We start from the raw sequence: 17756 nt of genomic DNA on the forward strand, positions 1-17756 counted from the left end.
GCAACAAACGACCTAATGCACATCGCGTCAAGGCCGCAATTGCCGGCGCTGTGGCACGGGGCCTTCGACCATTTTCGAATTGCAACGTCGAAGGGGCAAACCACAGGCGAGATGGGCCTCTAATCCGAACCACCCCAATCCGAACCCTTCCCGTCCAAGCAGTTCGAAATCCGCGCCGACTGATTAGATGAATGCAAAGCTTAGCTGCGCTGGCTCGAGTTGGAGTTTTCCCGGTCTGCCCGGGTGATCTTGCCCTTCGACGCTTTCGATCCGCCGCCCCATTCCTGGGCGTTCCTGGCTTGGGCGCCGCCCTTGGCCGGTTCCTTGGCCTTGTCGCTGCCGCTTGCCCTCTTTCCCGATACAGGATGCTCGGCTTTCGTAGACGAGTTGGTCTTTGTCATGGTGTCACTCCTATCGATGGTCGGGGATCGCAGCCATTACTGTTCGCCTGCGGGGCAGGCATCGTTCAGTCCTCGCCGCGGTTTGGATCCTTGCCGGCAGCCTGGCTGCTCTTTTGCGGCTTATCCTTCTTCTCCTGATTGCCGCCGCGGTTGCCGCCATGCTCGTCGCTCGATCCCTTGACGGCTTTTGTGTCCTGAAGCTTCGTAACCATCCTGGTTCTCCTTTGGTCCATCTGCTTGAACTCCCCTGACTCGGGCGTTTGTTCCCGCCGGGAACATATCGGCGCTTCGAGAGTTGGCGAGGAGGACCGCACCGCAATGAACGCGAGGAAGGGGATTGCCGTCGGAGCTTTTTGAAGGGTGACCTTCACTTTCGAGAAGTGTTGCAGATGAAAATTGCCCAGATCGCCCCCCTTACCGAAGCCGTGCCGCCGCGGACCTATGGCGGGACCGAGCGAATAGTTTCATATCTGACAGAGGAGCTTGTTCGGCAGGGGCATGATGTGACCTTGTTCGCCAGCGGTGATTCACGCACCTCTGCCGAATTGGTACCGTGTTGCGATATTGCATTGCGCCTGAATCCCAGGGTCCGGCACGATATTCCCCAGCACGTGATGATGCTTGAACAGGTGCGCAGGCGGGCCGATGAATTCGACGTGCTGCATTTTCACATCGATATTCTCCACTTCCCCGTAGTCCGGGACTTTGCCGAGCGAACCGTTACGACACTTCATGGACGGCTCGACCTCCCGGATCTGGCGCAGCTTTATGCGATGTTTGATGACATTCCGCTGGTTTCGATTTCTTACGATCAACGCTGGCCCATGCCGCCTGTCCATTGGATCGGAACGGTGTATCACGGTCTGCCTCGCGATCTTCTCCCTTTTCGCCCGAAAGCTTCGGGCTATCTCGCCTTCCTCGGCCGCATCTCACCGGAAAAGGGGCCGGAAACAGCAATTGAAATCGCAGCGCGTACCGGAATGCCGCTGAAGATTGCCGCCAAGATCGACAAGGTAGACCAATCATATTGGAAAGAGAGGGTCGAACCCAAGGTGCTTCGAAATTCCAACGTGGAATTCATCGGCGAGATCGACGAACGGCAAAAAGCAGACTTTCTGGGCAATGCGGCAGCGCTTTTGTTCCCTATTGACTGGCCGGAACCCTTCGGACTCGTAACCATTGAGGCGATGGCCTGTGGCACGCCTGTGATAGCGTTTAGACGCGGCGCCGTTCCGGAGGTCATCGACGATGGTGTGTCCGGGTTGATCGTCGACACACCAGACGGAGCTGTGGACGCGGTACGGCGGATAAACGGCATCGATCGTGCGCAGGTGCGACGGACTTTTGAAGAGCGATTCACGGTTGAGCGCATGTGCCGCGACTACGTGGCGATCTATGGCTCGCTCTCGGACGACATAACGAAAGCACTTGGTTCTCAAAACAAGCGCGCTAAAAATGCCGCAATGATGACTATGTCTACCTGACCGAGCAAGGCGACGGCCCGGCTGCCCGGATCAGCGCCTGAGCCGCCTTGTTCGCTTCTGAACGGGAGGGGTTACCATGACCACTCAACTCGAAGACCGCAAGATTGATCCAGCCGTGGCGCTGCCGGCAATCGACGAAACGGCACCGCGCGAGCCGCATCGGCAATTTGCGCTGAAACACGAGGATTGCTTCGTCGTCGCAGACAGCTACGGCGACATACGCGGCACCGGCGACGGGCTTTTCCGCGACGACACGCGTGTATTATCGCGCTTCCGTCTGTTCATTGGCGGCCGGATGCCGTCGCTGCTCGGCGCCTCGCTGTCGCAGGACAACATCCTATTCACCGCCAATCTCACCAATCTAGCCACTATCGGGCCGAATGGCAGCGAAGCATTGCCGGGCGTCGTCCACGTCGATCGGACGCGGTTCATCTGGCAGGACCGCATGTTCGAACGCATCAAGTTCACCAACTACTCCGCGCGCGAGGTGGTTCTGCCGGTCCGGCTCGACTTCGACGCCGATTTCCGTGACATGTTTGAGGTGCGAGGCACTATGCGTAGCCGCCGCGGTCGCGCGCATGACGCACTGGTCGGCGAGGCGAGCGTAACGTTCCGATATGAAGGCCTCGACAATGTAGCTCGTCAATCGGCCATCGCATTCTCGATCAAGCCCGATCAGGTGCACCCCGATCACGCGGATTTCCTCATTGTCGTGGCAAAGCGTGACAGCAGAGCATTGTACCTGGAGGTCGGCCACAGCGAAGAAACCCCCTCCAGCGACCGCTTTCGCGCGGCCGCTGCGCGAGCTCGCTTCGCCATGCGCTCAAAGCGCCGGCAGGGCGCCACCGTCTTCAGCTCCGGGCGCGTGTTCAATGACTGGCTGACACGCACGCGCGCCGACATCGCGCTGCTGACGACCGATCTGGAGACCGGGCCATACCCGTATGCCGGCATCCCTTGGTTTTCGACGGCTTTCGGCCGCGACGGCGTCATTTCCGCCTTGCAGATGCTTTGGCTCAATCCGGACCTTGCTCGTGGGGTCCTGGCCTTCCTTGCCCACTATCAATCGACCGAGACCTCTGTATTCGACGATGCCGAGCCTGGCAAAATCATGCATGAAACCCGCAAGGGGGAAATGGCCGTGCTGCGCGAACTGCCGTTCGGCCGCTACTATGGCGGCGTCGACACCACGCCACTCTATGTCTACCTGGCTTCGTCCTACGCCGATCGCACCGGAGACGAGGCGTTCGTCGAGCGCATGTGGAACTCCCTGGGCGCTGCCACTGCGTGGATGGAAGAGGTCGGAGCCCGCAACGGGGATGGCTTTGTAACCTACAACAGGGCGGCCGACACGGGTCTGTTCAACCAAGGCTGGAAGGACAGTTCCGATGCCGTCTTCCATGCCGACGGCACGATCCCCAAAGGACCGATCGCATTGGTCGAGGTGCAAGGTTATGCCTTCGCCGCATATCAAGGGATGGCGGCGCTGGCCGCCAGGCGCGGCGACGACGCAAAGGCGGCGCACTGGAGCGCCCTGGCAGAGAGGATCCGTCAGGCAGTGGAGACGCATTTCTGGATGCCGGACCGCGATTTCTATGCTTTGGCAATCGACGGACAAGGCAAGCAATGCGCGGTTCGCACGTCCAATGCCGGTCACCTGCTTTATGTCGGGCTGCCGGCGGCGGAACGGGCTCAGTCAGTCGCCACCCAGCTGCTCTCTGGTCATCTCCATAGCGGTTGGGGCGTTCGCACACTGGCCGACGACGAGATCCCATTCAACCCTATGTCATATCATAATGGCTCGATCTGGCCGCACGACACCGCACTCTGCGCCTCCGGGCTCGCCCGCTATCACGAGCGCGACAGCGTCGTGAAGCTGATGAGCGGTATGTTCGAGGCGGCGGTCCGTTTCAACATGCGCCTGCCGGAGCTGTTTTGCGGCTTTACGCGCGCGGCGAGCGATTCACCGGTGGCCTACCCGGTCGCATGTCTGCCGCAGGCATGGTCGGCAGGCTCCGCGTTCATGATGCTGCAGGCCTGCCTGGGCATCCGGGTCGACGGCTGGAAACGCGAGATCACTGTGGAACGCCCGCGGCTGCCGATCGGTATCGATAACATTGTTATCCGCCATCTGGCCATCGGCGAGGCGAAAGTCGATCTCATCTTCGAGCGCATTGGCGACCGCGTTGTGTGCTATCTCGACCATCGCCATGAAGGGCTGGTGCCTCTGGTGGTGCGCTCTTAGCGCAGGCCGGCTAGCGGCCATTGGGGTTCGCCGCTGTCAGCTGATGGCTAGCAAGGGCGCGCGCGCCCAAGCTTGTCTTGAGCACCTCCAGGAACACAATGTCGCGGGAAACGTTGCAAAGACAAGTCATCGTCTTTGAGGAAGCCATGGCGATCCGTCGAAAAGCTGAGGAAGCTGGTATTTTTGATCCGTCCGAGTTGGCTCTGCTGGCTCGAGCGTTCGAACACCTAAAGCTTGAAGGTCAATCGACTGGTCAGCGTGAGGCGCTCGCGTCTCGCATTATTGCCAACTACATGGCCGGCGTGATCGACGAGGCAGAACTGATTTCCCTATCAAGGCAGCCGTTGGGCCGATGACGCTGCCCATCCGCTTGGCGGGCCGTTGCTGCTATGCGGCGGATGAGGGCGCGTAGCGGCTGCCAAGCGAATAGCGGCTGCCGACATAGGTGAGATTGTTGACGGTCGCGACCGCCGCGCCCGACCAGGTCCGCCGATGCAGGAGCAGGCAGGGGTCGCCGGGCCGAATCATCAGATGGCGGGCCGCCATCTCTTCTGCGGCGACGGCCGAGATCACGTGCTCCACTTCCGTCAGCGGCGTCGCCCGCTGCAGATAGTCGTAGGTGGTGGTCGCAACGAAATTTTGCCGATGGTAGTCCGGTGCGAGAGCCGGATTGACAAAGCGCTCCTCGAGCTGGACAGGCACCTCGTCTTCGAAATGCACGATGATCGAATGGGCGACCGGTCTGCGGCGCGTGAACTCGAAGGCGACAATGAGGTCCAGCGCGGGGTTGCGGATCTTCTCGAGGACGACGACCTCGGCCCTGTGGCGTGCGCCGCGCGCGGCGATCTCGCCGGCAATGTTCCTGATTTCGATGAGGGCCGATTGCGGTTTCGGCGGCGCCACGAAGGTGCCTACGCCCTGGATGCGCAGGAGGTGGCCTTCCGAGGTCAGTTCCCTCAGCGCCCGGTGCACAGTCATCCGCGAGACGCCAAGCGTGCTGACCAGTTCGTTTTCGGAAGGCAGCCTGCGGTCCTTCGGCCATTTGCCGCTGCCGATGTTGCCGAGCACGTAGTCCTTGACCTTTTCGTAGAGAGGCCCAGCGGTTTCGGGAAGCCTGATCATCATCCTCTCTCCATTCGGATGATGGTCTTCAACCCGCCGCTCGTGCCTGCGATCAGGCGCTGGTAGGCGGCGGGGATTTCGTCGATCGCGATCTGTTCGGACACGAAGCGCGACAGCGCGGAGGCGAGATCACCAAGCATCGCGACGGCCGGCGCAAGCTCGTCGGCGAAGGCGTGGGAACCGAGAAGCGCGATCTCGCGTTCGACCAGGAGGTTGGGGTCGAGGTCGAGGCGGCCATGCGAAATGCCGACCAGCGCCAGCGTCCCGTCGCCGGCCAAAAGATCGAGCAGCCGCGCCATCACCGCCACGCTTCCCGTCGCGTCGATGGCATGGCGCAGATTGGGATCACAGGGCAGGGCCTCCAGGTCGACGACGGTCGCGCCGCTCACCTCGGCCACAAGATCCGCACGCGCCGCATTGCGGTCGGCGACCAGGACCGGTCTCTCGCCGGGCCGCGACAGGAGCAGCGCAGCCAGCCCGCCGATCGGGCCGCAACCGGCGATAAGCACCGGCGCCCCGGCCGGCGCCGACAGCCGCCGCACTGCGTGCAGGGCGACCGCCAGCGGCTCCGCCATGGCGGCGATTGCGGGATCGAGCGCCGGGTCGTGACGCAGGAGCAGCCGCGCCGGCAGCGTCGTCTCTTCCGCGAAGCCGCCGTCGCAGACCTCGCCTACAAAGCCCAGTCTGGCACAGACATTATGCAGGCCGGCCCGGCAAGCAGGACATTCGCCGCACCAGAAACGCGAATCGGCGACGACCCGGTCTCCGCACGCCAACTGGGACACGCCGGCGCCCACGGCTGTCACCTCGCCGGCGAACTCATGCCCGGCGATGCTCGGCGCGCGGCTGATCCACTGACCGGTGCGGAAGTTATGGAGGTCCGAGCCGCAGATGCCGGCAGCCGCCACTTTGAGCCGCACCCAGCCAGGCGCGGGTTCGCCGGGAGACGGCACATCCTCAACCCGCAAATCGCCCGCCGCGTGGAGTCTGGCAGCCCTCATCGCTACCGCACCAGATATCGGTCGCGCACGTCGGAGACGGCGTGTTCATGCGAGGAGAAGCCTTCGTAGCGGGCAAGCGTGCGGGCATGGCGCGCGAATTCCGGATAGGCCGCCGCCGTCACGTAGCCGACGGAAGAACGCTTGACGAAATCCGTGACCGAGAGCGGGCCGCAGGTACGCGCCCAGCGGCTGGTCGGCAGGACGGCATTGGGGCCTAACCCGAAATTGCCGATCGAGACTGGCGTGTGCGGCCCCATCAGGATCTCGGCGGCTTCGGTGATGTGGCCAAGGTGTGCGAAGGGATCGTTGGAGAGTATCTCCAGATGCTCCGGTGCATAGTCGTTGATGAAGCGGTAGCTCTCCTCGATCGCCGCCGTCAGGACGATGCCGCCACAGGCGCCGGTCAGCACCGCGGTGGAAAACGCTACCCGCTGCTCGGTCATGCGCGCCCAGTGCTCGGGCAGGGCGGCCAACGCCTCCTCGGCCACGCGGCGGCTGTGTGTCACCAGGTAGGCCGATGAGTCCGGTCCGTGCTCTGCCTCGATGAGGAGGTCGAGCGCGGCTAGCCCGCCATGCACGCTGTCGTCGGCGAGGATGATCGCTTCGGACGGACCGGCGGGGAGGCCGGGATCGATCACCCCGGCAAGCAGCCGCTTGGCCGCAACGACCCAGGGGCTGCCTGGACCGACGATCTTGAGCGCCGGCCTGATCGTTTCCGTGCCGTAGGCGACCGCGGCGACCGCCTGCGCGCCACCGCATTTGTAGACCGTTGCGACGCCGGCGAGGCGCGCTGCAACCAGCGTCGCTGCGTCCGCCGAACCATCGGGCGCTGGCGGCGTGACGATAGCAAGCTCCGGGACGCCCGCCACCACTGCGGGCACCGCGGTCATCATTGTCACCGAAGGGAACGCCCCTTTGCCACGCGGGACATAGAGCGCCACCGAGCGGATCGGCGTGAAGCGGTCGCCGGCATAGGCGCCGGGCCGCATTTCCTTGAGCCACATCGCTTCCGGCCTCTGTTCTTCGTGGAAATGCCGGATGTTGTCGATGCCGAAGCGAATGGCGGCGACCACGTCCTCGTCCACCATGTCGAAGGCGGCGTCGAACTCGGCGGGGCTGACCTTCAACCGCGCGGCATCGAGATCTGCCTTGTCAAAGTCGCGGGCGAAGCGGACGAGCGCGGCGTCGCCTTCTGTTCGGACCGCCTCGATGATCGGTGCGGCCTTCTCCATAAAGCCAGAGAGATCGGTCTCTGAGCGCCGCATCAGTGCCGAACGACCCGCGGCGTCGATCTGGCTCAGGTCGTGGAACGATACGTTTGGCATAGGATTTCCCTTTGCGGCCGGCAGGCCGGCATTCCTCATTTCGATTTCAGGAAGATGTCGAGCCCGACCAGCCTGTCGAGCAGGAAGATGGCGACAGCCGAGCAGGCGATGAAGACCACGGAGATCGCGGCAAGATCCGGTGTGATGATCGAGCGGATGGAGTTGTAGATCAGCACCGGCAGCGTCACGATGCGCGCATCGACGAGCAGCAGGCTGACCAGGAACTCGTTGAGCGCAAGGATGAACATCAGCAGCGAGCCGGTGATCACCCCCGGCATTACCGCCGGCAGGGTGACGGAGAAGAACACCTGGAGCGGCGGTGCGCCGCAGTTGGCGGCGGCCAGTTCCAGGTCCGGGTCAAGCCCGGTGGCACTCGCCGTCACCGCCCAGATCATGAAGGGAAGGTTGATGACGCAGCAGGCGATGCCGACCGGCCAGAGCTGGCCGAGAATGCCGGCGTTGCCGAAAATCAGCATGAGGCCGATGCCCGATCCGATCAGCGGGATAGTAAAGGGCAGAAGCAGATAAATCTGGATCGTCTTCTCAAAACGCACCGCATATTTCGCCAGCGCGATGCCAGCCAGCGTGCCCACGGGAATGGCAACGATCGTACAAACCGTCGCGACATGGAGCGTACGCAGGAAAGCGTTGCGCAGGTCGGAGGCCTGTGAGATGCGCGCGTACCACCGCAGCGATAGCCCGTCCGGCGGAAACGTGATGATGTTGCCGCCGGTGAAGGAAGCGCCGAGCACGACGATCGTCGGCGCTGAAAGCGTCACCAGGGCGATCGTAACCAGGGTCCACAAGACAACGGATTTGCTGCGCGAGCCGTTCACGCCCGTGACCTCCCCATCGCAAGCGTTCCGGCTCCGAACAGCGCGAACACCAAGCCGACGAGGATTGACCCGAGCGCGACAAGCATAAGCGCCAGCGTCGCGCCGAGGCCCTGATCAGACGTTCGGAAGAACTGATCGTAGATGGCGTTGGCGATGAAGTCCTGCGAGCCGCCGCCAAGGATCGCGGGGACTGCGAAATCGGTGAGCGAAAGCGTCAGCACCACCACGCCGGCGCCGATGAAGCCTGGACGAGCGAGTGGCAACACGACATGGATGAACGTGCGAACCCAGTTCGCACCGAGCGATCCAGCGGCCGCCTCCAGCTCTTCGGGAATGGCGGTGAGTGCCGGCGCGAGCATCAGTACGGCGAAGGGCAGCATGTACTGGACGAGGCCGAACAGCACGGCGGGATAGTTGTAGATGAGCCGCATCGGTGCGACCCCGATAAGGCCGAGCGCCTCGTTCACCATGCCCTGATTGCCGAGGATGATCAGCCAGCCATATGCACGCACAACCTGGCCGATGAAGAAGGGCAGGAACAGCGCAATCAGCAGGAATTTGCGCAGTCTTGGCGAACGCGTGCGCACCATCAGATAGGCGTAGGGAAAGGCGAAGACGAGTGTCACCGCGGTGACGATCAGGGCGGCGATGAGGCTGCGCTGCGCGACAACGAGGAACAGCGGCTCTGTCAGCGCCCGCCGGAAATTGGCGATGGAATAGTCGTCCGAGAATTGGAAGGTGGTGGTGTCGAGCGTGCGCAGGCTTGCATCCGCGATCTGGATGAGACCGAGCACGAGCAGTCCGACCAGCAGCACTGCCGGAAGCAGCATCAGATAGGGCGTGGCGCGCCTGAATCGCGCTGGCCAGATGGCGGCGGCAATGCCTTCCAGCGCATCCATGATACGCCATTTCAAGGGATAGGCTGTCCTGGCTGCCCGCATGAGAAAATCCGTATCCGACCTCGTAAAGGAGCCGGTGCCGCCAGCGCAGCACCGGCCGACCCGGCGTCAGCCCTGCATGATCGCCTTGAACTTGGAAAACCACTCGCTCTCGTTCTCGACCTGGATCTTCGACGAGATGCGAATGAGGCGCTGGAAATCCGCTTCGGTGGTCGGATAGGACGGATCGCCCACCAGATCCTTCGGCGGTGTGAGGCCCGGCACCACGCCCGGCAAGCCGAGGCCGTCCAGCCAGACCTGCTGGGCTTCCTTGGTCAGCGCATGGTTGATGTACTGCTTGGCCCAGTAGAGTTCGTTTTCCGGCAGGCCCTTGGGGATCCACAAACCGTCCGTGTCGAATTTCGCACCCTCCTCCGGCACGACCCATTCGATTTTCACGCCGTTCTTGCGGGCCTCTCGGGCGTTGGTGGAGATGGTGCAGGCGGCATCGATTTCGCCGTTCTGGAACCAGGTGGTGAAGTCGGGATCTTCGCCGAGCAGCGGCTGCTGCGCCTTCATCTTGGTGATGAAATCCCAAGCCGGCTGCATGTTGCCGGGTATGTCCTCCAGCTTGCCGCCACCGGCGACCTGGGCTGGGAAGTGGAAGCCGATGCCGTCATTGTAGAAGGCAAGCCGGCCCTTGAACTTCGGGTCGAGCAGGTCTTTCCAGGACTTCGGCGGTCCGTCCGGGAACGCCGCAGGCCGATAGGCCAGCACATAGACATAGCCGTAGGTATTGACGATCGGGAAGCCTTCCAGGCCGGCCGGCTTGGCAAGGTCCGTCACATTGGCGAGGTTCGGCAGGTCGGAGAGGTCTTCCGTTACGCCGCGCAGTGCCGACTTCGTGGCATTGGTGGTGGTGTCCCAGTTGATGTGGATCGGCGGGACCCGGTTCTGCGCCACGGCCGCCCAGACTTTGGGCTGGATCTCGTTGTCTTCAGTCAGGTCGTGACGGACAGCGATCCCCGTCATTTTGGTGAAGCTGTCGGACACGCCGGCCTTCAGGCTATCCACCCAGCTGCCGCCCCAGGCGCGCACGATGATCTCCGCCGGCTTTTCCGGTTCCTGCGCATAAGAACTGCGCAGGCCGAGAGCTGAGGCGCCGCCGAGCGCAGCGGTGGCCTGAAGGAAGGTTCTGCGGGAAAGATGGGATAATGTCGGCTTGAAGCGCTTCATCTGCATTCTCCTCTGGGTTTGACCGGTTTCCGGTTCTATCGAAAAACAAGCATGTCCCTGGCATTCCACCCCAAGAACACGCTTTCGCCTATGTCGAACTGCGTGTGCGCGGCGGGATCATGGTCAAAAACGCGAATGACCTCGTCGCCAATCGCGGCGCAGGCTACCTCGTAGACCATGCGCTCGCCTTCGAAGATCGTATCGATGACAGTCCCGGCCAGCACGCAATCGAGCTTCGACAGCTGAGCAGCGTCGCCGGCGAGACGGATCTGCTCGGCGCGGATCGCTCCCGACGCCTTGCCGCCCTCCGCAGGTGGATTGACCGGATCGCCGATTTTTCCGGCAAGCGTCAGAGCACCGCGAAGGATGGAGACGTCGCCCCCTTCCGATACGGACCGTACCGTACCGGCAATGAAGTTGGTGACGCCGATGAAATTGGCGACGAAGGCGTTGCGGGGCTGGCGGTAGGTATGGATCGGCCGCGCCTTCTGCTGGATCTCGCCCTGATCCATGACCACAATGTCGTCGGAAACCACCAGCGCCTCGCGCTGGTCGTGGGTGACGTTGATCGTGGTGACGCCGAGCTCTCGCTGGATGCGGCGGAATTCGAGCTGCATTTCCTCGCGCAGCTTGCGGTCGAGCGCAGCCAGCGGCTCGTCGAGCAGCAGCAGGTCGGGCTCGAACACCAGCGCGCGTGCGATCGCGACGCGCTGCTGCTGCCCGCCGGAAAGTTCGTGAATGCGCCTGCCGCCATAGCCCCCGAGCCGGACCAGCGCGAGGTATCGCTCGACGCGTTCGGGAATGGTGCGTGCATCGCGCCGACGCATCTTCAGCGGGAAGGCGACATTCTCAGCCGCCGTCATATGTGGAAACAACGCAAGCCTCTGAAAGACCATGCCGATCGACCGCTTGTGCGGTGGCACCGCGCTCACTGCTTCTCCGTTGATGAAGATCTCGCCGCTGCTCGGGGTCTGGAATCCGGCGATCATGCGCAGGAGGGTCGTCTTGCCGGACCCCGAGGGCCCCAGAATGGTGAGGAACCGGCCCTTCGGCAGATCGAAGGACGCATTCTTGACGGCATGAATCCCATCGAAGTCCATCCCGACGTTGCGGACTGTGACTGCGATTTCCCTGCCGCCTTCCGCTTCCCGCGAAGCTCCGGCCCGGAAAGGCTCCTGCATTGTGGTTCCCCTTTTTGTCGCCGGCCGCATGCAAGGACGTCCAGCGTTGTGAGGTGGTATATACAACCATATACAACATGGGTCTACACGGTTCTTGTTGCACCCGCCCTCAGTCGCTCAGACGGATGCGAGATAGCCGCCGTCAACTGGGAGGCAATGCCCGGTGACATAGGCGGATGCCCCGCTCGCCAGGAATACAACGGCTCCGGCCAGATCCTCCATCGTGCCGAAACGCCGCTGCGGTATCTTGGCCAGCATTGCCGTCTGCCAGTCGGGATCCTGATAAAAAGCATCCGTCATCGCCGTATGGAAATACCCCGGAGCGATGGCATTGACGCGGATGCCGAGCGATGCCCATTCCGTGGCCAGCGCGCGCGTCATGCCCAGAAGCCCAGACTTCGAGGAGCCGTAAGGTGCCGCGGTCGGAATGCCGACATAGGAGGTCAGCGAGCAAAGATTGATGATCGCGCCACCGCTGCTGTCGGCAGCCATCCGCCGCGCCGCAGCCTGCGCGCAGAAGAAGGCGCCCTTCAGATTGGTCGATACGATGCAGTCCCACAGCGCTTCGTCCACGTCGAGCGACGGCTGGACTTGCTCATAGCCGGCGTTGTTGACCAGGATGTCGAGCCCGCCAAAGGCATCCGCCACCTCGTCGACCACCACGCGGATGCGATCGGTGTCGAGCACGTCGAGAGACCGGCAAAGCGATCTTCGCCCGTTAGCGCTAATTCGGTCCGCCGTCTCAAGAAGGGACGCTTCGTCGCGGGCGGTCACCGCGACGTCGGCACCTGCCGCGGAGAGCGCCTCAGCCATAGCCTGGCCGATGCCGCGGCTGGCGCCCGTCACCAGCGCCTTTTTTCCCGTCAGATCGAACAAGGAAGCGGCGTCCATAGTCACGATTCCTGCATTTTCCGAAATTGCATGCGATCGGATTGGAAACGAACACCAGTTGCGACCGGTTGTCTATACATCTTGCGATCTTCGCTGGCGGCGGATCACTGACCAGCGCCATTAGGGCGGATTGAGGTAGAGGTTTTCGCTGCCAGCCTTCATCCCTGTACCAATCCCTGCTCGGTCGGGGCCTTCAGATAAATCGGGGCCGCTTGGCGCTACCGGCCGACGATGACCTTGACCAGCTCACGTTTTCGGCAGGCCCGTCATAGAAGACCAGCAAACGATCAGTTGACGGTCAAGCCCGGATGGCAAGCCATCATCTGCCATCTTGCTAGCAATGCGAGGCAGGCTTAGCTACGGCAAAGGGAGTTCTATATGGCCGGACCTGCTTTCCGTGCGCATCGCCAAGGCGCGTGATCTTGCGCAGCGGCTTGCTCGACGCGAGAACCGCTCGATCGCCGACGTGGTTGAGCGCGCGCTGGAATCCTATGAGGTCCGGGAAGCAGGTCGTGAGCCGGCATCGACGTTCTACACTCGTATTGCTAGCGCTTATGGTACGAAATCGATCTTGAGGCAGTGATCCGGGGTAATCGGCAGGTTCATGCGGGCCCTGAGCTTTGATCTTCCTCGATACCAATGTCATTTCCGAGACGCTGAAAAGCTCGCCCGACCCTGCCGTGATTGCATGGTTGGTCCGCCATGACGCTGAACTTGCACTTCCGACCGTGCCCATCGCGGAGATCGCCTTCGGCATCCAGAAAATTCGACCACCCGATCAGCGTGCGGAGCGTCTGGAGCAGGGACTCTCGGATTGGCGTCGTCGGTTTGCGGATCGGATCTTCGGGCTGACCGAGGAAGCCGCGATGGCCTATATGGGGAAATCATGAGTACCGCCATGCGGCAGGGCCGGGGGATGTCGGCGCCCGACGGCATGATTGCTGCAATCTCAAGAGTGAATGGCGACCGGCTTGGCGACGCGGAACTTGGGCGACTTCGGCACGACCGGTCTCAACTTGTTCTCTCCGTGGGAGTTCTGACCTGGGATATGGGCTCATTCAGGACCGGAGCAGGGCAGGGGGAAGGACTTATCGCCTACAGTCTGGTCGCTTTGGTCAGGTTGACGCGGAACCGTTCGCGGCGGCGCTGGAAGGGATGGCAGCGGCCGACGTGACGGCCGATTGACAGCGGCGCAGATGCAGACGCGGCCCTCGAAGCCTCGCCACGATTTTTTCCTGAGTTCGCGACCTGACCCAATACTCTCGCCAGAGACGGTCAATTCATCCATGGCTGCAGGATTTTCTTGCGCCCTGTCCAACCACCCTTTGTTGCATGGGTGGTTGGACTTTTTGCATGGGAGGACAAGGTCAGTATATTAACGGCCCGCCCATGGTGCACGACCCCTGAGGACCTTGCCGGGCTTTGGTTGTTGTTCTTTCGGGGCTGCCACGGGTAGCGGCAAGGAAGCCGTATGATTGGTGTCTAAGGTCATTTCGCCGTTGTCGACATCAGGAGCAAATCCGCGGGTCGGATCGCGGTCCGGATTTTGAGCGGCAGCGAGAGAGACTCCCGTCGACAAGGCGAGGAGGGCGAAAGCCGTTGCAAGTTTGTTCATCGTATTTTCCTTTCTTAGAATGAGCAGACCTGCCAATCGGTCTCGCGCGGTGTTGACTCCTGCTTGCGAAATCGCTGTCGGCTTTCTGTCCCGTCACTATGACGAGACTTCCTGCTCACGATCGAAACTTACGCCACGCCTGTCGCAGAGATTTGCCCGAGTGCCATCGAAATGTCTCCGAATGTATGCGAATCTACGCGCGAGCCCCGTAGCTCTTGGACTTTTTTGCTTCGACAAATTTGGCTACAATTTTTTCTCGGCCGCCTGTCCGCGTTTGAGCCGTCGATGACCGAAGTGCGCCCGATGTGGCCATGCGACAACACGCGAAGGTCATGACCTTCCAGTGGTATGGAAGTTCTCCAGCATTGACCGCGGCGCCCAGCAGCAGGTCATTGATGATGGTACGCGACCGTAGCTTTAAATTGTGTGTCGGCTGCGTTGATGTCCCCATGAAAAGATGGTAACGCGATATTAAAGATTGTTTCGGGTCGTTACCTTGGGCGGGGCGAATGGGATTGGTGATACCGCGGGCATGGCTGTCTGCCGGCCTACTGATAGGCTTGATGATGTCCGCGACGCCGATGGAGAAAGCTTCGGCCGATGCGGTGCCTGGTGCCATGGCCACGGGGGAGCGGACCTCCATCCCAGTTGGCTACATGGAATTCTGCCGAAGGCAGGCGGCGGAATGCAGGATACGATCAGGCAAGATCGCGCCGGTTCTTATGACCAGTGGAATGGAAGATAAGCTCGCTTCCGTCACCAAACTCGTGAACAGATCGATCAAGCCCGTGAGCGATTTTGCCGTTCACGGCACGATGGAATTTTGGTCCTATCCTGTTAGCGCGATCGGCGACTGCGAGGACTACGTCCTGCTAAAGCGTCAGATGCTCAATTTGGAGGGCATATCGCTCTCAAACCTTCTGATCACTGTCGTCAGAAAAAAAGACGGCGAGGGGCACGCAGTGCTGACGGTCAGGACCGACAAAGGCGATTATGTGCTCGACAACCTCAACGACGATGTGAAGCTTTGGTCGGAAACTGGATATAGATTTCTAAAAAGGCAATCGTCCACACATACCGGACGCTGGGTCGCGATACTTGAACACCCCGATGTTCTGGTCGGGGCAGTCGACTGAACCTCTCGATTTGCGACTGAACAATACCTGGCGCACCTGCGCCATGCCCGAGAATGGCAGGAATGCGCCAGCCAGCCTTTCGATTCCCGCTTCATTGAGACCTGGGTCTTCCTCCGCGACGATCGATGTTGTGGGGCTGCCTGGCGCCGCCAAGCGCGATGCCTGAGCTTTTCGATGAGTATCTGCCGCAGGCGCCATCACTCGCGGCGCGCAGCGCAGGCCGGGCAGTGGGATAACTCCGACAGCCCGGGGGTTTGACTGTTTCCGGACCGGCCCAGGCACGTGACCCGTGATCTTGAGTCGCACTCCATGCGAGTTCCAATCTCGACGTTGCCTTATTACGGGCACTGGACAGTGCTTTCTTGCGCGCTCGATAAGCCCATGTCCTTCAGCTGGAACTCGACTCATTCCGCGTCTGATGCCGGCAGAGCGTCGATCCCGCCCGTTTATGAACAAATCGAATGCTGGTACAGATGAAATTAAGAGATGTGGCACTTGCTGTTGTTTCGAAAAAACGCAGAGGGGTGGCGTGGTATAAGATCTCTCAGAAGAAGGCCGACAAATACGGCTTCTACGTTTATTCCAGACATACGGTCTGGAGGCACCAGCCATTTTTCCGAAGGGCGCTGCAGCGGGTCAAAACCATCAGCGGGATTCCAGATCCCCGAGCTTTCGTCCTGCAAAGCTGCTTGCGCTCGATCGAGCGTATCGATGGCGATGTGGCCGAATGCGGCGTAAGGCAAGGCAGGTCGACGATATTCATGCTGATGAGCGATCTTCGGCCACGGCACTACCACCTTTTCGACTCATTCGCCGGCCTCTCGGAACCGACGGTAGAGGATCGCAAGCGAAACGGCCAAACGTCCTGGAAGTCCGGCGATCTCACCACTGACGAGAAGGTAGCCAGAGAGAATATTTCGGGCTTCGGCAACACCACTTTTCATGTTGGATGGATACCGGAAACTTTTTCCAGCGCAGCCGACCGACGTTTCGCCCTGGTCCACATTGACGTCGATCTATACGAGCCGACACGAGACGCGCTTGCCTTCTTCTACGATCGGGTGCGCGCGCATGGCATGATCATCTGTGATGACTACGGCTCCTCGCTCTGTCCTGGAGCCCGAAAGGCCTTTGACCAATTCTTCGAAAACCGCCCGGAAGGTATCATCGAACTTCCAACGGGGCAGGCTCTTGTCGTCAAGGCAAGCTAGCTGAATGGTTGCGGCTAGTCTCCATCGATATAAGACATAAAGAGAGGAGCTCACGGCGATTGTTGAGGGTACTTGTCGCGTCGCGGATCGCGTTTTATTGCAGACTCCGCTGCCGCCGAAGCCGTCATAGAGATCCTCGTCAAGGCACGGGGTCAATTCCCACGTGGTGACCCCGACGACGGAGCAAAGTACGCATTGAAAAACTGTTCAACGATCTCCTCGACGACCGATTTTTCTACGTGCCGTAAGTCCTCTCTATAGCTACGAGCAAGGCCTCCATAGGTGACAAGCTCGAATGAGGGAAGGTAATGGACATTGTCCCGTTCCCGGCAGACTTGACCGAGAACAGCCCGAAGAACGGACTTGCCTTCAGTGCTCGCAGTGACGACATCCATGTCTTGAAATGTCCGAGCCAATGCAACCGGTGAGACTGTGAGAATTATCGGTGCATCGGGTTTGTGTTGACGGACCATGTCCACGGTAGCCATCACGTTGGCGTAGTTTTCCTGAAAGCCGCTGACGTGAAGCGTCGTTTCCTGCATTCCGCCTCCGCCACGATAAAGCGGTTTCTGTGCTGCTACTTTGCCACTGGATTTGTTGATGAAGACCTCAGTCATTCCGAAGGTGAATATGAATGCCGTGGCCGCATCGAAGCCAACCCGCATCTCTCCGTTTATGCTCTCGATCACCTCTCTGAGAACTTGCGGAGATTTGGCGAAGATGCCGCGGCGGTACGGGTCCTGAAAGCAGATTGGGCCCCAAGGAGCACGTTTCTTGACCTGCCACCAGTCGTCATGGGCCTGATCCCACAACCCAAGCATTTGCTCGACCTGAAGGCGAACAGTGAAGGTGTTGTAGAAGTTCATATGCTCCTGCCGAGGCAGCTCATCTACAATGGCCTTTGTCGGGTCAAAGCTGATATTTCTGTAAGACGGAACGCATGCGATATGTCTGCTTGTCAATGCACGTCGAATTTCCTGCGCGAAGCAACTCCCCATCGTGAAGAATATATCACCAGAAGTGAATATTGAGGTTTTGCGTATTGTAATGGTGCCAGAACTGACAAACTCGTCATACTTCGTGTTTGATTTGTTCGATGCGATCAAACGAATAGGTTTCATGTATCCGAGTTGGTGGCGTAGCCGAAAATACTTTCGTCGAACTCGCTCTAGCAATGTCACAATGGCTCCATGA

17 protein-coding genes and 2 pseudogenes are annotated in these 17756 nt (G+C 60.8%); 7 read left to right on the forward strand and 12 right to left on the reverse strand.

Going from position 1 to position 17756, the window contains the following annotated elements; genetic code table 11:
- Positions 1 to 200: 200 nt before the first annotated feature.
- Entirely contained in the window at positions 201 to 401 is a 201-nt protein-coding gene (locus ACWUKX_RS06560) for a hypothetical protein (protein ID WP_095519872.1), read from the reverse strand.
- Positions 402 to 466: 65 nt separating this feature from the next.
- A complete protein-coding gene (locus ACWUKX_RS06565; RefSeq protein ID WP_164759765.1) occupies positions 467 to 613 on the reverse strand; it encodes a hypothetical protein in 147 nt (48 codons plus the stop codon).
- 177 nt (positions 614 to 790) lie between these two features.
- On the opposite strand from ACWUKX_RS06565, the gene ACWUKX_RS06570 reads away from it, so the two are divergent.
- The 3 genes from ACWUKX_RS06570 to ACWUKX_RS06580 all read left to right on the forward strand — a co-directional run bounded on the left by ACWUKX_RS06570 (position 791) and on the right by ACWUKX_RS06580 (position 4486).
- The gene (locus ACWUKX_RS06570; RefSeq protein ID WP_456005047.1) at positions 791 to 1885 is read left to right on the forward strand and encodes a glycosyltransferase family 4 protein; all 1095 of its coding nucleotides are present in this window, start codon (positions 791 to 793) and stop codon (positions 1883 to 1885) included.
- 76 nt (positions 1886 to 1961) lie between these two features.
- Positions 1962 to 4130, forward strand: a complete 2169-nt coding sequence (locus ACWUKX_RS06575; RefSeq protein ID WP_456005049.1) for an amylo-alpha-1,6-glucosidase — start codon at positions 1962 to 1964, stop codon at positions 4128 to 4130.
- Positions 4131 to 4276: 146 nt separating this feature from the next.
- Complete coding sequence (locus ACWUKX_RS06580) at positions 4277 to 4486, forward strand: hypothetical protein (RefSeq protein WP_029355921.1); 210 nt, start codon at positions 4277 to 4279, stop codon at positions 4484 to 4486.
- 31 nt (positions 4487 to 4517) lie between these two features.
- On the opposite strand, the gene hutC is transcribed toward ACWUKX_RS06580, so the two are convergent.
- From hutC to ACWUKX_RS06620, 8 genes are all read right to left on the reverse strand, one after another.
- Positions 4518 to 5252, reverse strand: coding sequence for a histidine utilization repressor (gene hutC / locus ACWUKX_RS06585; protein ID WP_456005413.1), 735 nt, complete (start codon positions 5250 to 5252; stop codon positions 4518 to 4520).
- Complete coding sequence (locus tag ACWUKX_RS06590; protein ID WP_456005051.1) at positions 5252 to 6253, reverse strand: zinc-dependent alcohol dehydrogenase; 1002 nt, start codon at positions 6251 to 6253, stop codon at positions 5252 to 5254. The genes hutC and ACWUKX_RS06590 overlap by 1 nt, the downstream gene beginning before the upstream one ends.
- Positions 6254 to 6255: 2 nt before the next feature.
- Positions 6256 to 7578, reverse strand: coding sequence for a histidinol dehydrogenase (gene hisD, locus ACWUKX_RS06595; protein ID WP_456005053.1), 1323 nt, complete (start codon positions 7576 to 7578; stop codon positions 6256 to 6258).
- A gap of 35 nt (positions 7579 to 7613) precedes the next feature.
- Positions 7614 to 8414: an ABC transporter permease gene (locus ACWUKX_RS06600; protein WP_029355930.1), complete on the reverse strand. Its 801-nt coding sequence runs from the start codon at positions 8412 to 8414 to the stop codon at positions 7614 to 7616.
- Complete coding sequence (locus tag ACWUKX_RS06605; RefSeq protein ID WP_456005055.1) at positions 8411 to 9355, reverse strand: ABC transporter permease; 945 nt, start codon at positions 9353 to 9355, stop codon at positions 8411 to 8413. The genes ACWUKX_RS06600 and ACWUKX_RS06605 overlap by 4 nt, the downstream gene beginning before the upstream one ends.
- 66 nt (positions 9356 to 9421) lie before the next feature.
- On the reverse strand, positions 9422 to 10528 hold the full coding sequence (locus tag ACWUKX_RS06610) for an ABC transporter substrate-binding protein (RefSeq protein WP_287095461.1): 1107 nt from the start codon (positions 10526 to 10528) through the stop codon (positions 9422 to 9424).
- Positions 10529 to 10563: 35 nt separating this feature from the next.
- Positions 10564 to 11709, reverse strand: a complete 1146-nt coding sequence (locus tag ACWUKX_RS06615) for an ABC transporter ATP-binding protein (RefSeq protein WP_456005057.1) — start codon at positions 11707 to 11709, stop codon at positions 10564 to 10566.
- 117 nt (positions 11710 to 11826) lie between these two features.
- On the reverse strand, positions 11827 to 12600 hold the full coding sequence (locus ACWUKX_RS06620; protein WP_456005060.1) for an SDR family NAD(P)-dependent oxidoreductase: 774 nt from the start codon (positions 12598 to 12600) through the stop codon (positions 11827 to 11829).
- Positions 12601 to 12940: 340 nt separating this feature from the next.
- Between ACWUKX_RS06620 and ACWUKX_RS06625 the strand changes: the two are divergent.
- Both ACWUKX_RS06625 and ACWUKX_RS06630 read left to right on the forward strand, forming a co-directional pair.
- Positions 12941 to 13224 (forward strand): annotated as a pseudogene (locus ACWUKX_RS06625) (plasmid stabilization protein).
- Positions 13221 to 13640: pseudogene (locus tag ACWUKX_RS06630) on the forward strand (PIN domain-containing protein). Before ACWUKX_RS06625 ends, ACWUKX_RS06630 begins: the two co-directional pseudogenes overlap by 4 nt.
- 335 nt (positions 13641 to 13975) lie before the next feature.
- On the opposite strand, the gene ACWUKX_RS06635 reads toward ACWUKX_RS06630, so the two are convergent.
- On the reverse strand, positions 13976 to 14215 hold the full coding sequence (locus tag ACWUKX_RS06635; RefSeq protein ID WP_456005062.1) for a hypothetical protein: 240 nt from the start codon (positions 14213 to 14215) through the stop codon (positions 13976 to 13978).
- A 509-nt stretch (positions 14216 to 14724) separates the two neighbouring features.
- Between ACWUKX_RS06635 and ACWUKX_RS06640 the strand changes: the two genes are divergently transcribed.
- Positions 14725 to 15351 carry a transglutaminase-like cysteine peptidase gene (locus tag ACWUKX_RS06640; RefSeq protein ID WP_456005065.1) on the forward strand — a complete coding sequence of 209 codons (627 nt, stop codon included), beginning with the start codon at positions 14725 to 14727 and terminating at the stop codon, positions 15349 to 15351.
- 461 nt (positions 15352 to 15812) lie between these two features.
- A complete protein-coding gene (locus tag ACWUKX_RS06645) occupies positions 15813 to 16562 on the forward strand; it encodes a TylF/MycF/NovP-related O-methyltransferase (protein WP_456005067.1) in 750 nt (249 codons plus the stop codon).
- 152 nt (positions 16563 to 16714) lie between these two features.
- Here the strand turns inward: ACWUKX_RS06645 and ACWUKX_RS06650 are convergent, their stop codons facing one another.
- Positions 16715 to 17683: a GSCFA domain-containing protein gene (locus ACWUKX_RS06650; protein ID WP_456005070.1), complete on the reverse strand. Its 969-nt coding sequence runs from the start codon at positions 17681 to 17683 to the stop codon at positions 16715 to 16717.
- Positions 17684 to 17756: the final 73 nt, after the last annotated feature.

This window comes from Mesorhizobium sp. f-mel (assembly GCF_053850215.1).